The organism is Dendronalium sp. ChiSLP03b, from assembly GCF_034531165.2.
GTDB lineage: Bacteria > Cyanobacteriota > Cyanobacteriia > Cyanobacteriales > Nostocaceae > Dendronalium > Dendronalium minutum.
On record NZ_JAVRBR020000054.1, the window covers coordinates 1 to 14,044 of the forward strand.

Below are 14,044 nucleotides of genomic sequence, written 5' to 3' on the forward strand. Positions count from 1 at the left end.
TACGCAGTTTTGCTCCAACTACAACAAAAATGGTTGATACAGTAATCTCAGTTGCACTCAACTTAATGAATCCTCAAGATTTAAAAAATTGGTTTACTAATTGCTGTTACTGTACCTCATAACACCGGGAACTGCTGTATCCTTGACCACATGTTTTTCCCAATTAACATTTATTGCTGGGATTCAATCATTTAATTGCTGCAATGAATCAATTTAAACCTTGTTATGCTTCTGGATGATTTCACTTATTTACTACTAGCTCACTCCGGAAAGTGACAGAAGAGGGATATCATCAACTACCATACTTCAGCTACTTTTTATAATTGATTGGAATAGCTGCCTTTTGCCTTTCTTTGTAAAATACCACTTCTATTGCTGAAATCGTCTCCTGTTTAAGGTAAATAGAAGACGGTTTCACAAGAGTATTTTTCGTTATAATATCACTGAAGTTTAAAAAGTTATACTTTATACTACAAAAAATACTTACGGTGATTCTTTCCCTAGTTTTTTAATTTTTTCTGTTATGGGCAGCATTTGCTGGTCATAGCTTGTGCTTTGCTGAGTTATAGCAATCATGCTCAAGAAAATAGCACTTCCTACAGCCAGAGCTAGCATAGGACGCTTAAACAGGACAAAATCTCTTATAATCCTAGCTAGAGGGCTGCTTTGACGGCGTAGTGCCGAACACATCATTATTTGTTTAAGAGTAAAAGGATCGCGGACATAATGGCCGCTGCGACAGACTACTACTCTTTCCTGGCAATACGGACAGGTAAACAAGCCAATGTAAGTCTTAATTGGTTTTGGCTTAGCATTTCTTTGGCAAATTGGGCAAGTAACATAATGATTATCAAAGGTGTGTATATTCATCTACCTCGTCCGCCTAGTCTATTTACTCGCTCTATAACAATAGCTATATTGAATTTCCCAGCAAAGCTTAGTAGATTTGCTAGTATGATATGACACTAGTACAGTAGAACAGAAATAAACATATAGTTGGAAATAAAGCAAAAGCTTATGCTCTAAGCTTTCTTTCCTTCTGCCCTTTAGGTGACGCTCGTTCCGAGGCTTGGGAACGAGCGCAGCGATGCGCTATCATCAGTCACTTGAGTCGGAAAACCCGACCAATAGTGCTGGACTCACTGCGCTGTCTTACTCCAGCATAGCTGTCTTCTTGTACTAGCCATTAATTATACATATATTGTATTTCTACTAAGGATGACTACAATGGTCGCAACACGAGTATAGCTAGATTTAGGTGAGGATGACTCCTGTTTACTGCTTGCCTATGGTATATCCATTTAGCTTACAGATACTGTGTTGTCTTGACAAAAAATAAGTCGGCATTCACTTGCGTTCTAAGGGCGATCGCTGACTACTAACTATTAATTCTCTCCCATTTAACCATTCTCCCCACAAAAATTTTGATTAGCATGATTTTTTTTAGCCAAAACTTTGTAAATCAAGTCAATTCAACGTACTTGTCTGGTTGATAAATAATGGCTCACAATGAGAAGTAACAGATAAAAATTTAAATTTTTTCTTACATTTACCCCGCCTCTCAATGACTCTCTTGCCTCCCACCGATTTGAGGAAGGTAACGGAACAACCTGCTTTTCCGACACCTTCTGTCCGCGCAACACAGTTGATTAACCGTTTTCAACTATCTCCAGAAACAGTTGTGCTGTTTTTAGCCATGTTAATTGGTGGTGGCACTGGTATGGGTGTGGTGACATTTCACTATTTAATTGAGCTGATTCACCACCTGATGCTGGAAAATTTAATGGGTGCGATTGGTGTCTGGGGTGCTTGGACTTTAGCCTGCGTTCCCAGCCTTGGTGGATTAATCGTCGGATTGATGCGCTGGCGCACTCAAGATTTTGGCCCTGGACTTTCATCTCTCATCGCTGCCTCTGAAGATACAGAAATTGAGCAACAACTACGACCAGTCACAAAAATGTTGGCCGCATCTGTTTCCTTGGGAAGTGGTGCTTCTTTGGGGCCAGAAGGCCCAAGTGTAGAAATTGGCGCAAATTTTGGCATGTTGTTGTCTCTAATACTACAAGTATCTCAAGAGCGACAGCGGTTACTTTTAGGCGCTGGCGCTGCTGCTGGATTGGCTGCTGGATTTAATGCTCCAATTGCTGGGGTATTTTTTGCTCTAGAAGTAGTGATGGGAGCTACATCTTTTGCGACTTCTGCCGTGAGTGTGGTGTTGCTAGCCGCAGTGGTGGCGGCATTAATCGCTCAAATCGGTTTGGGCGCACAACCTGCTTTTACTTTACCTGTTTACCAAGTTCGTAGTCCCCTGGAATTACCGCTTTATCTTGGCTTAGGTTTGGGGGCAAGTTTAATTTCTCTTACATATACTCAATTAATTCGGTTAGCAAAAGCCTGCTTTGCTGGGCGTGTGGCAGGTTTTGACTTTTTGGGACGAATTCCCAAGTATGTTCATCCTGTTATTGGCGGCGTGATGATTGGCACAGTAGCTTTGCAATTCCCGCAAATTTTAGGCACTGGTTATGAAACTGTGGAAGCAATGCTTCAAGATGTGGAGTTTTCACTGCTTTTGTTAGTTGAACTGCTGGTGGTGAAACTGCTGATAACTGCAATTAGTGCGGGTAGTGGTTTCGTTGGTGGTTTATTTGCACCAGCGATGTTTCTTGGTGCTTCTTTTGGAGCGGCTTACGCCAAAATTTTAGCCCTAGCAGCCCCAATAATTGGTGAACAAATGGCGGCTCCCCCAGCTTACGCAATGGTGGGTATGGCAGCAGTTTTGGCGGCTAGTGTCAGAGCACCGTTAACTGCTATTTTGATGCTATTTGAATTAACTCGTGACTACCGTATCGTTTTACCTTTAATGGCAGCGGTGGGCTTAAGTGTTTGGTTAGTAGAGCGGATGAAGCCTAACTTTAACCCCAACTCTAATCTTCAACAGATTGGTCTTGCTGAATTGAAAGACGAACAAGCAGAAATTGTACAACAAATTTTGGTAGAAGATGCCATGCTCTCTTGCCCCAAAAAACTACTTGCAACCTTAAATCTGTTAGAGGCGGCTAAAGAAATGATCCGCGATCGTTGCCGTAGTGCTTTAGTAATTGATGAAGCAGAACAATTAGTTGGTATTCTTTCTCTAGAAGATATTAACCGTGCCCTTTCCTTGTGGCGAAATCACCCAAATTCTGCAACTGAAATCCAGAGTAATTTATCCAGTCAAACTCTCATCGATATTTGTACAACTGAAATCCTTTATGCTTGGCGAGATGAACCTTTATCTGAAGCTTTAGACCGCATGACTCTGCGAGGTTTGCATCAGTTGCCAGTGGTAGCACGAGACAACCATGAACGCATTTTAGGTTTGCTAGAACGAGAGCAAATAGCATTGACATGCAACTTGGCAGTAACGCGCAAGGCACTTCATCACTATTTGCCAATGCGACCCACAAAAGATATAGTCAGTAGTCAGTAGTCAGTAAAAGAGATAAACAACTGACCCTTACGCGTGACGCTCCTTCATCGCTAACGGCAGTTGCTACTCTACCTTCGGGAACGCCAAGGGCGAACGGCAAGCCGCGCGGAGCGCGTCTAAAAGTCGAAGAACCCCACGCCAGTTCTCTCAAGTCGGCAGAGCCGCCCACGAGAATGGCTCCGCAACGCAGTGTCTCCCCAAAGCACTGCCTCACAACTAACAACTGACAAATGACCATTGACTATTTATTAAGCTGTGGCTTCTGCGATTTCAAGACCTTCTTTGTCATCTGCATCTACTTGCCTCAGACGAATATGCTTTTTCCCTAAAGTGATGAGAAACTCATCTCCTGGTTTGAGATTCATCTGTTTTGTATAAGCTGAACCTATCAGCAAGTTACCGTTCGATTGCACACTAATTCTATAGCTAGCACTGCGTCCGCCACGTCCATTAGCATTGGGCGCACTGTCCAACTGAATACCTTCGGCATCAATTAGGGCATTTAAGAATTTCATCATATTGACACGCTCTATACCATTTTTGGTAACGGTATAGTAGCCGCACTGCTTGGCTTTTTCTTCTTTGCTAAGGTTCTCTAGCTCTTTGACTTTTTTGAGCAGATCCTCCCCGACTAGGGGTTCAATTTTTTTATGTTTAGGCATCAACTTAGGTCGAAAATGAATGAATGGTTGAAGTAGTTGAATCGATTTTATTTTAGCTGACGTTGAGCAAATAGGAACAGAATCCTTTAGTTTTTATCTCAACCTAGCCAAGTATATTACACTCATAGGTAGAATTGTTGCACAGTTACCAATATTTTTAAGACAATCTATTTTAGAGAATGCTGATAACTATCTATAGTTTGTAAATTACTGCTAGACTATATTTGTTTAAGTTTTCTAAAGTAACGCTAAAACTGAAGGATGAAATGCGAAGTATGAAGGATCGAGTGAAGACTGCTCTTCCTTTAACTCTTCATCCTTTCTGAGATCAGTTGGCGAATTGGAGCATAAAACTATAAGTAAAACTGATCCCTAGTAATTAATCATTGGTCAGTGGTCAGTGGTCAATGATTAATGGTTAGTCGAAGACATAAACAACTAACAACTGACAAATAAACAAAGCTTGCCAGAATGAAACTAACTACCAGAGGACACTATAGTGTAAAGGCGTTGTTAGATTTGAGCTTACAACCAAGTTATGGTCCTGTATCTGTAAGAGCGATCGCGTTTCGCCAAGATATCCCGGCTCCTTACCTAGAGAAATTGCTAATAGAAATGCGCCGCGCTGGGTTAGTAAAATCAATTCGGGGTAGCATTGGGGGATACCAACTAGCAAAAGAGCCTGCACAAATATCTATAGGACAAATTTTAGAGGCAGTCGGCGAAACTGTTACTCATTTACATCATCACACCCCTACACCAACACAAGCTGAAGATTGGGTAACATTTACTCTTTGGCAGAGACTTAACCAAAAGCTCAAAGAAGCTTTATACAGTATTACTCTGGCAGATCTTTATTACGATGCTCGTAGCTGGCAAGCTTCCCTTGGAGAAGAAGCTAGTTTTGTTGTTTAAAAGTGGTCAGTTGTCAGTTATCAGTCGTTTTTGCATTGACTAATGACTACTAACCATTGACCACTGAGCATTGACCAATGACTAATAACATCTACATCTTAATCATTGCTGCACTTTTAGATTACTTAATTGGCGATCCTTGGGGTTGGCCTCATCCCGTGCAGTTTATGGGCTGGGTAATTTCTCGCTTCACAAAATTTTCTCTGCAATTATGTCAGCATTCTCTAACACAACGACTAGCTGGAATTGTACTAGGCATTATCTTAATCATTGGTAGTGGCTGTGTTGGCTGGCTAATAATTCAAACTGCCAAATGCTTGTATCCGCTGTTGGGAATTACCATAGAAACCATTCTTTTAGCCAGCTGTTTTGCTCTCAGGAGTTTACGAGTAGCAGCAGTAGTTGTTTTAGAACCTTTAACATCAGGAGATTTAGGGGAAGCTCGTAAGATTTTAAGTAATTATGTTGGTCGAGATACACAAAACCTTTCAGAAGCAGAAATTTTACGAGCCGTTTTAGAAACAGTTACAGAAAATGCTACTGATGGGGTTATGGCTCCACTTTTTTATTCAATTGTTGGTGGTTGTATATCAGGTGTAGGCCCAACTTCTTTAGCTTTGGCATATAAAGCTAGCAGTACTCTTGATTCAATGGTGGGCTATCGGGAAGCACCTTACACTTATTTGGGATGGTTTAGTGCCAAGTTAGAAGATTGCCTGACGTGGTTACCTTGTCGCTTAACGGTGCTGACCTTGGGGCTTTTATCGGGTAAACCTTTGTATGTGTGGCGGATGTGTAGAAGGGATGCAGTCGCTGACCCCAGCCCTAACTCTGGCTGGAGTGAGTGTGCTTATGCTGCTATTTTGGGCGTGCAGATGGGGGGTACAAATTGGTATCGTGGGGTAGCCAAACAAAAACCCCTGCTAGGAAATGCTATCTATCCCATTAATTCAACTCACATTCAAAGAGCTTTGCAACTGACAAGATATTGCTTTTTGTTGTGGTTAGGAGCAGCGATCGCTATATTCTTAATACTCCCAAACAGGTAATGATGAATATAGAGAAAAGTTAGCATTTATGAGTTAAGAATAAAAACTCCTAGCTCCTAACTCATCACTTATCACTCAGGGGTATCGGTCTGTAGCTATGTCTCCTAAAGTAGTTGAAATTCTCTCATCAGAAGACCTTCGTCGTACTGTGAATCGCCTTGCCTCTCAGATTGTTGAAAGAACGCGCGATTTATCCCAACTAGTGTTCCTCGGTGTTTATACTAGGGGCGTGCTATTGGCCGAATTGTTAGCTCGTCAGATTGAGGTACTTGAAGGTGTTGGTGTGGCGGTGGGAGCCTTGGATATTACATTCTATCGAGACGATCTCGACCAAATCGGGTTGCGGACTCCAGCGAAAACTGACATTTCTTTTGACCTTACAGGGAAAACAGTTGTGTTGGTGGATGATGTAATTTTCAAAGGACGGACAATTCGCGCTGCTTTGAATGCCGTAACAGAATATGGTAGACCAGAAGTGATTCGTTTAGCTGTATTGGTAGATAGAGGCCATAGAGAGTTACCAATTCACCCGGATTTCATTGGCAAGCAATTGCCTACTGCTAAAGAAGAAGTCGTTAAAGTTTACTTCCAAGATTGGGATGGACGAGATGCAGTCGAGTTAATTGCGGATTAGGTTTGCTGAAAGGGTCAGGGGGAGATGAAGGGACGCGATGAAGAAGTCGGAGTCTTGGATACTACTTCCTACCCTGTAGGAAGCTGCACAGAGCGCCTCATACAACTAACAACTGACAACTGTACAGACGCGATTAATGAGCCAGTGCGTTGCGGTGAATCAGCGATGCGGAGAGAAGTTGCCAGGAGGGTTTCCCTCCAAGCAAACTTCGGGGAGGGTTTCCCTCCGCAGGCGACTGTGTTAGCGCAGCGTTAGCGACGCTAACGGCAGTTCCTCTTTGGGGTAACCACCAAGACCAGACTGCCTCACCGCAGTGGCTCCCCCTTGTAGCAACTGGCATCGCGTCTGTACTAATGACTGACTTACCGCATGATTGGACTGCCATGATGATGAACTAAATACCACTTTTTGCCGAGAAGCTGAAATATATTCGTAGCCATTGATTGTGCTTCCACTCTCCTACCACCAACCACTTGTAACACATTTTCTATTAAGACTATATAGGCAATATTATCGTTCACTTCGGTAGTAATTATGTCGGCGTTAATCTCTAAGTAGGCGGTGCTTTTAAATATCTGCTCCCAAGAAATACGAATATCCTTCCAACCCCGTAGAACTTTGCGTCCAGGATGAATACAAAAACTACCAGTTCCTTGTGACCATACAGCACTCATTGCCTCAATATCTTTTTTTTCAAAAGCTCGGTAAAAAGCTGTGTTAGTGGCTAAGACTTCAGATGTCATAAGGATAATTAATTATAATCAAAGATTTATTTATTATCTTATAATTTTAAAATTCTGCATGAGATAATTTTTATTACTGTTATTAGTCCTTATTACCAAGTAGCTCGGCGCAAATAAATATAATATGTTCTGTCATTGCTTCGTCGTTCCTCCTCTCTACGAGACGCTACGCGAACGCAATGACATCTTACATTTAATTATGTCTACCTACTTAATATTTAATTCTTGTTTGTAACTGTATTAATAGTTTGTAATAACTGGTTAGTTGTATAAGGTTTGGATAAAAAAGCTTTGATGCCTATTTCATAAGCGGCATTGACTTTATCATTTGTTGCTAGTCCGCTGACAGCAATAATTTTGACATTTGGGTTAATTTTTTGCAATGTTCGGATAGTAGTAATACCGTCCATAGATGGCATTACCATATCTGTTACAACCAGAGAGATTTTATCCCGATGTTCTGCGTACAAAGCTATTGCCTCAATACCATCACTGGCTGTGATTGTTTTGTAATTATGGTTTTCTAAAGATGTTTTAGTAATATCTCTAATCGCAGCTTCGTCATCCACAACTAAAATTAACTCTCCATTGCCTTGAGGTAATTCCGGTTCGGTTTCTTCTATAGTTTCTGTTGCTTCTTGTGCTGGTAAATAAATCTTAAATTGGCTACCTCTGCCCTCTTCACTGTATACGTTAATAAAACCGCCATGGCTTTTAACGATACCAAGTACTGTTGAAAGACCAAGTCCAGTACCTTTGCCAAGTTCTTTAGTGGTAAAAAATGGCTCAAATATTCGCTCTAAGATTTCTGGTCGAATCCCAACTCCAGTATCACTAACGTTAATTACAATATAAGGGCCAACTGTAGCATCAAGATTCATTTTGGCGTAATTCTCATCAATCAAAAGGTTTTCTAAAGAAATTTTTAATTTTCCGCCATTAGGCATGGCATCTCGAGCATTGACGCAGAGATTCATTAATACTTGATGCAGTTGAGTGACATCGCCAGATACAGTCCCAAGATTTGGTGAAATTTTGGTAGAAACTTCTATTGATTTGGGGAAGGTTTCTTTGACAATTTGCTGAATTTCTCTGACTAAGTGCTTTAATTGCAAAAGAGTGCGTTCTCCTTGAACGCCACGAGTAAATGACAGTACTTGCTTGACTAAATTAGCTCCCCGTTTAGCATTAGTAATCAATATCGGCAACAATCGCCGAGAACGCTCATCAGGAATTTGTGTCTCTAAAAGTTGCGCTGTCATCAAAATGGGAGCAAGAACATTATTAAGGTCGTGGGCAATCCCACTTGCCAATGTGCCAATACTTTCTAATCGCTGAGCGCGGAGAAATTGAGCTTCCAGTTGTTTTTTTTGCGTAATATCAGTGTTAACAATCAGGATACATTGTAGTTTTTTACCGAATTGTACTAATGTCCAACGGCTTTCTATAGTGATTTCTTTATGGGATTTTGTTTTTTGATGTAGTTCTCCTTCCCACGAGCCATTTTTCATCAGTAACTGGAGAGCTTCTTGCAATTGTGATAAATTATTTTCTTGCCATAGTTCTTGCGTTTTTTTCCCAATAGCTTCCTCTTGTTTGCAACCGTACAGACGTTCAGCAGCTTTGTTCCAATATAAAATTTGCTCGTCTAAATCGCGCACAAAAATCGCATCAGTGGCAACATCGAGTAAAGCAGCTTGTTCGCGGATTTTCTGTTCTGTTTGTTTGCGCTCAATTGCGTAACGGATCGAACGCTCTAGCAAAGGCGCTCCAACTTGAGCCAGTTGATTTTTTTCTAGGTAATCTGCTGCTCCCGCTTTCATCGCCTCTAGGTCAATTTCCCTGTCTCCTTGACCTGTTAGTAAAATTATGGGGGCAGAACATCCATCAGCGATCGCTTCGCGTAATAGTTCTAGTCCGTTGTGTATTCCTAAACGGTAGTCTACAAGATATATATCATGGTTTTTATGAGCGATCGCTGCTTTGGCAGCTGCATAATTATCTATCCATTCCAACTCACAGCTAGCTACCTGAAATTCACCAAACCAATTACTAGTTAAAATATAATCATCTTCATCATCATCAACTAGAAGAACTCTGATGCGGCTGTTGTCCATTTCTGCCTCCCACTGCTTCTAGCGGCAACTCCACAATTTCAAACCAATACTTTCCTACGGCTTGCATCACTTCAACTAAGGAGTCAAACGTTACTGGCTTGATGATGAAGGAATTTGCACCTAAATCGTAGGTATAATAAATATCTTCTTCTGCACTTGAGGTTGTTAAAACTACCACAGGAATTTGCCGCAGGTACGGGTCGGTTTTAATATCTCTTAGCACCTCCAGACCGTCTTTTTTAGGCATATTCAAATCTAACAAAATTAAACCAGGACGTGGAGCATTGCTTTTTTCTGTATACTGACCGCGGTTATACAGATAATCCATCAACTCTTCACCATTCTTGACAATATACAGTTCGATTGACAATTGACTTTCTGCCAATGCCTCACGCACTAACATGCTGTCTTCTTCATCATCATCAGCCATTAAGATTGTGACGGTTGATTGCCGACCATTCACTCTAAATTGTCTCCTTTAGACTGGTTATTAGTATCAATTAAGTAGATTGACATAATTAAATGTAAAACACCAACTAGAGAAACTCCTTGCTTTTAACACTTTTCCTTCTGTCTTGAAAATAGGGACTGGGAACTAGAAAGAGATATTTTCATGCCTTCGTTGTGGATTATTTGCCTATGCGTGTCTGTCTTGAAAATAGGGAGTAGGGAGGAGCCACAGCGTTGCGCGTGTTCATCGCGTTATGGGCAAAACGCCTTCCCACAGGATAGCAAGTGGCATTGGGGAGTAGGGAATAAGGTGAATTTTTACCTTGTCTGTCCGAAGTTCGCAAGGAGGTTTTCCTCTGGGTGACTTCTCTTCTTGTCCCTTTTTCATGCATGGCGGCGAAAATTTTGTCATTGGCACTGCCTTCTACTTAATTATGAAATAGCCACGAATTGCTGGGCATAGTTGTACAATAAACCCTATTTTAGGGTCTTGTAGTAATCCCTCTCCAGTAAGAAAAATTATGAATGGGAATTAACTGCCAATATGACAATAAATTTTGCTCCTTGCCCTGGTTTGCTTTGTGCAGTTATACTCCCATGATGACGTTCGACAATTTTTCGGCAGATAGCTAAGCCGATGCCTGTACCTTCGTATTCTTGGCGACCATGTAATCGTTGAAAAATATTGAAGATGCGATCGATATACTTTTCCTCAAAACCAATACCATTATCTTCTACAACTATTTCACACATTTCGGAACCGACAGCAACTTTATCTGATTGATGGTTTAAAAGTTGGCCATAAATTTTGACAATAGGTGGTACTTGTTGGCGGTGGAATTTTAGGGCATTGCCGATTAAATTTTGCAGTAATTGCCTCATCTGTAAAGGATCGGCTTTAATTGTAGGTAACTCACTTATCTCTACACGTCCCCCACTTTGCTGAATACGCACTTCTAAATCGGACAATACCTCTTGGGCAATCTCTGCCAAATTGATTAACACAAAAGGTTGTGTCCTAGTGGTGACACGCGAAAGTGTCAATAAGTCTTCTATCAAATTCTGCATCCTCAAGGTTGCATTCTGCATCCGTTCTAGATAATCACGTCCCTGTTCGTTTAAGGAGTCGCCACAGGTGGTTTTGAGTCGTTCGCCGAAGGTCTTAATTTTCCGCAGTGGTTCTTGTAAATCGTGGGAGGCGATGAAGGCAAATTGTTGCAGTTCTTCATTAGAACGGGCGAGTTCTTGCCGCTGTCGAGTTTCTTTTTCTAGGATCAGGCTCTGAGCTAGGGCAATACCTATTTGATCTGCCAGTTGTTGCAAAAGATCGATTTCCCAGTTTGTCCACTGGCGGGAATGAGCGCACTGATGGGCAATCAGCAGCCCCCAAAGTTGATTTTTTAAGAAAATCGGCACAACAAGGTTAGCTTTAACGCCGAATTGTCGTAGTAATTCGATGTGGCAAGGTTGGATATTAGCTTGTTCGATGTCGGCAATAGAGCTAATTCGCCCCTGACGGTATTGCTCGATGTAATCTTCTCCAAAGCAAGGGTCTGTAATCAACTGTCCGACGAAGACGGGTAAATCGGGAACTACAGCTTCTTTGAGTACCATGAAAGAGTAATTAGATTTCAGCCGCAAGATTAATACACGGTCTGCTTGCAGTACTTTTTGTACCTCTGTGACACTGGTTTGGAGAATTTCATCGATTTGTAAAGATTGGCGAATCTTCAGAGTGATATCGGCAAATAGTTGCGATCGCAAATTTTGGCGTTCTAGTTCTGCGTGTGCTTGCTTGCGATGGCTAATGTCCATCATCGCGCCAATCATCCGCAGTGGTTTGCCTGTATGATCGCGAACAACATAACTGCGATCGAAAATGTCGGCATAAGAACCGTCACTGCGGCGAAAACGATATTCGCTCGACCAAAATTGTTCAGCGTTAGCGATCGCACGATTGATGTCAGACATGATTCTCTGCACATCGTCTGGATGTATGTGTTCACACCACCAGTTGAAAGCGAAATTTATTTCCTCGACTGAGTAACCAAACAATGTCTGTACAGATTGATTCCACCACACTTTATTAGTCAGCAAATCCCAGTCCCACAAAGCATCATTGGTAGCACGGGCAACTATCTGGAAACGCTCTTCACTTTGACGTAGTTGTTCTTCTGCTAGTTTGCGCTCAGTCACATCTGTATGAGAACCTGTCATCCGCACTACATTGCCATCTGCATCCCACACTGCCTGACCGCGATCTAAAATCCACTTGTATGTGTTATTTTTACACCAAACTCGATGCTCACTGATGTAAAACGGTGTTTTCTTGGCAAAGTGGTCAGCAATTGCTTGCGTTACCGAACCAATATCATCTGCATGTATCCTTGTCAGCCATTGATCCAAATTGTTAGAAATCTCGTTGTCTTCGTAACCGAGCATTTCCTTCCAACGCGTTGAAAAAAACACTTCATTCGTTCTTAGGTTCCAGTCCCAGATGCCATCATTGTTACCCCGCACAGCCAATAAAGCACGTTCTTCACTTTTTTTGAGTGCATCTTCAACTCGTTGGCGCTCAATAGCTGTTGCCAGCACATTAGCAATAGCTTGGAGAAAAGAAATATCATCTTTGGTGAAGGTGTGTTTAGTGATGGTGTGTGCCCCTAGGACTCCAAAAGGATGCTCTTTGCCATGAATAACAACGCTGATACCACTGATTACTTGATGGTGATGCAGCAGTGGTGGTCCATTAAATCGCGTTTCTGTGCGAAGATTGCTGACAATCACTGGACCTTGAGAAAACAAGGTGTAGCCAGCTTGCGAATCCATACCAGTGCTGACAGTTGCTTGTCCCACAAGCCCAGGTTGCCAACCTACTCCTGCTCGCAGTAGTAATGCATTACCATCTGGCAGTAGCTCCAAAACTTTGCAATATTCAACCTTCAGGCATTGGGCAATGAGTTTTACACATGAGTTCATTAGTGTAGTCAAATCTGTACCAGCCAGTGCCATTTGACTGAGTTCTGCTACTAGCCGCTGTTGGTTTGCATGAATTTCCAACGCTTCCTCTGCTTGCTTGCGCTTGGTAATATCCATGTCTACCCCAGATATTCGCACAGCCAAGCCAGAGGCATCATGAAAGACTACTCCTTTGCTGGCTAGCCAACGAATGCTGCCATCGGGTAAAACAACTCGAAATTCGATGTCATAGTCTGTTCCTTCGCGAATCGCCTTCTGATTCATGCGTTTGACAAAATCACGCTCTTGAGGATGAACGCAGTTAATCAATGCTGCATAGGTGCGATCGTAAGTGCCTTTTTCTAAACCGTAAAGTGCTTCTAGGTTATCCGAGCAAGTAATTTCGTGGGTCTGGAGATCCCAGTTCCAGATGCCCATGTGGGCTGCCTCCAATGCCATCCTCAGTTGGGTCTCCCGCAGTTGCGCTTGCTCAGTTTGCTGGCGCAATTGCTGCATTGTGCGATTAGCTTCTAAAAGACGGCGTACCCTTTGAGACAATACCGATCCATGAATTGGTTTAGTAATAAAATCAGTTGCACCCACAGCAAAAGCTCGCTCTACAGATGCTTGATCGTAAAGAGCCGTAATCATTAACACGGGTACTCTTTCAGCAATGGGGAGTGCTTGCAATTTAGCGCAGCAAGTAAACCCATCCATCATCGGCATCATAGCATCTAACAGCACTATATTTGGGTGTAGGCGATTGTAGGTAGTAAGTGCTTCGTAACCGTTACTCGCTTCTACTACCTGATATCCTGCTTGTTTCATCAACTCGCATAGATGCATTCTTGTCAAATCGTCATCGTCTACAACCAGAATCAGGGCAGAATCTTTCTGAGTCATGAGTCAAGATTCAAGAGACGTTAATTCATAGTCTAAGAAAAGATAAGGGATGAAGAATAAAGGATGAAGAATGAAGGATGAAAACTTAATCTTTTATAGTGGTTCTCAGTTGAGTGCAACACGCTCTTGATTGGGGAATCAGCA

The 14,044-nt window shown here is 42.0% G+C and carries 12 protein-coding genes; 4 read left to right on the forward strand and 8 right to left on the reverse strand.

Going from position 1 to position 14,044, the window contains the following annotated elements:
* Positions 1 to 483: 483 nt before the first annotated feature.
* The gene (locus tag RMY31_RS13900; protein ID WP_322664390.1) at positions 484 to 870 is read right to left on the reverse strand and encodes a hypothetical protein; all 387 of its coding nucleotides are present in this window, start codon (positions 868 to 870) and stop codon (positions 484 to 486) included.
* Positions 871 to 1,564: 694 nt separating this feature from the next.
* Between RMY31_RS13900 and RMY31_RS13905 the strand changes: the two genes are divergently transcribed.
* Positions 1,565 to 3,469, forward strand: coding sequence for a chloride channel protein (locus tag RMY31_RS13905; RefSeq protein WP_322664391.1), 1,905 nt, complete (start codon positions 1,565 to 1,567; stop codon positions 3,467 to 3,469).
* Here RMY31_RS13905 and RMY31_RS13910 read toward each other — a convergent pair.
* Together RMY31_RS13910 and RMY31_RS13915 are read right to left on the reverse strand one after the other, a co-directional pair.
* Positions 3,456 to 3,707, reverse strand: a complete 252-nt coding sequence (locus RMY31_RS13910; protein ID WP_409877942.1) for a hypothetical protein — start codon at positions 3,705 to 3,707, stop codon at positions 3,456 to 3,458. The genes RMY31_RS13905 and RMY31_RS13910 overlap by 14 nt on opposite strands.
* Before the next feature lie 10 nt (positions 3,708 to 3,717).
* A complete protein-coding gene (locus RMY31_RS13915) occupies positions 3,718 to 4,131 on the reverse strand; it encodes an AbrB family transcriptional regulator (RefSeq protein ID WP_322664395.1) in 414 nt (137 codons plus the stop codon).
* Positions 4,132 to 4,602: 471 nt separating this feature from the next.
* On the opposite strand from RMY31_RS13915, the gene RMY31_RS13920 reads away from it, so the two are divergent.
* The 3 genes from RMY31_RS13920 (at position 4,603) to pyrR (ending at position 6,729) form a co-directional block, all read left to right on the forward strand.
* Entirely contained in the window at positions 4,603 to 5,046 is a 444-nt protein-coding gene (locus RMY31_RS13920; protein ID WP_322664397.1) for an Rrf2 family transcriptional regulator, read from the forward strand.
* Positions 5,047 to 5,123: 77 nt separating this feature from the next.
* The gene (cbiB, locus tag RMY31_RS13925; RefSeq protein WP_322664399.1) at positions 5,124 to 6,095 is read left to right on the forward strand and encodes an adenosylcobinamide-phosphate synthase CbiB; all 972 of its coding nucleotides are present in this window, start codon (positions 5,124 to 5,126) and stop codon (positions 6,093 to 6,095) included.
* Positions 6,096 to 6,192: 97 nt separating this feature from the next.
* On the forward strand, positions 6,193 to 6,729 hold the full coding sequence (pyrR, locus tag RMY31_RS13930; protein ID WP_322664401.1) for a bifunctional pyr operon transcriptional regulator/uracil phosphoribosyltransferase PyrR: 537 nt from the start codon (positions 6,193 to 6,195) through the stop codon (positions 6,727 to 6,729).
* A 133-nt stretch (positions 6,730 to 6,862) separates the two neighbouring features.
* Here pyrR and RMY31_RS13935 read toward each other — a convergent pair whose 3' ends face one another.
* The 5 genes from RMY31_RS13935 to RMY31_RS13955 all read right to left on the reverse strand — a co-directional run bounded on the left by RMY31_RS13935 (position 6,863) and on the right by RMY31_RS13955 (position 13,900).
* On the reverse strand, positions 6,863 to 7,114 hold the full coding sequence (locus RMY31_RS13935) for a hypothetical protein (protein ID WP_322664403.1): 252 nt from the start codon (positions 7,112 to 7,114) through the stop codon (positions 6,863 to 6,865).
* A complete protein-coding gene (locus tag RMY31_RS13940; protein ID WP_409877943.1) occupies positions 7,092 to 7,472 on the reverse strand; it encodes a nuclear transport factor 2 family protein in 381 nt (126 codons plus the stop codon). Before RMY31_RS13940 ends, RMY31_RS13935 begins: the two co-directional genes overlap by 23 nt.
* A 218-nt stretch (positions 7,473 to 7,690) precedes the next feature.
* Positions 7,691 to 9,589 (reverse strand): response regulator, encoded by a 1,899-nt coding sequence (locus RMY31_RS13945; RefSeq protein ID WP_322664405.1) that lies wholly within the window; start codon positions 9,587 to 9,589, stop codon positions 7,691 to 7,693.
* A complete protein-coding gene (locus tag RMY31_RS13950; RefSeq protein ID WP_322664407.1) occupies positions 9,555 to 10,052 on the reverse strand; it encodes a response regulator in 498 nt (165 codons plus the stop codon). The genes RMY31_RS13945 and RMY31_RS13950 overlap by 35 nt, the downstream gene beginning before the upstream one ends.
* Positions 10,053 to 10,558: 506 nt before the next feature.
* The gene (locus RMY31_RS13955; RefSeq protein WP_322664409.1) at positions 10,559 to 13,900 is read right to left on the reverse strand and encodes a PAS domain-containing protein; all 3,342 of its coding nucleotides are present in this window, start codon (positions 13,898 to 13,900) and stop codon (positions 10,559 to 10,561) included.
* Positions 13,901 to 14,044 lie beyond the last annotated feature (144 nt).

Coding starts and splice junctions, on each gene's coding strand:
- RMY31_RS13900 (WP_322664390.1), bottom strand. CDS start 870: ATGAATATACACACCTTTGATAATCATTATGTTACTTGCCCAATTTGC.
- RMY31_RS13905 (WP_322664391.1), top strand. CDS start 1,565: ATGACTCTCTTGCCTCCCACCGATTTGAGGAAGGTAACGGAACAACCT.
- RMY31_RS13910 (WP_409877942.1), bottom strand. CDS start 3,707: ATGGTCATTTGTCAGTTGTTAGTTGTGAGGCAGTGCTTTGGGGAGACA.
- RMY31_RS13915 (WP_322664395.1), bottom strand. CDS start 4,131: ATGCCTAAACATAAAAAAATTGAACCCCTAGTCGGGGAGGATCTGCTC.
- RMY31_RS13920 (WP_322664397.1), top strand. CDS start 4,603: ATGAAACTAACTACCAGAGGACACTATAGTGTAAAGGCGTTGTTAGAT.
- cbiB (WP_322664399.1), top strand. CDS start 5,124: ATGACTAATAACATCTACATCTTAATCATTGCTGCACTTTTAGATTAC.
- pyrR (WP_322664401.1), top strand. CDS start 6,193: ATGTCTCCTAAAGTAGTTGAAATTCTCTCATCAGAAGACCTTCGTCGT.
- RMY31_RS13935 (WP_322664403.1), bottom strand. CDS start 7,114: ATGGCAGTCCAATCATGCGGTAAGTCAGTCATTAGTACAGACGCGATG.
- RMY31_RS13940 (WP_409877943.1), bottom strand. CDS start 7,472: ATGACATCTGAAGTCTTAGCCACTAACACAGCTTTTTACCGAGCTTTT.
- RMY31_RS13945 (WP_322664405.1), bottom strand. CDS start 9,589: ATGGACAACAGCCGCATCAGAGTTCTTCTAGTTGATGATGATGAAGAT.
- RMY31_RS13955 (WP_322664409.1), bottom strand. CDS start 13,900: ATGACTCAGAAAGATTCTGCCCTGATTCTGGTTGTAGACGATGACGAT.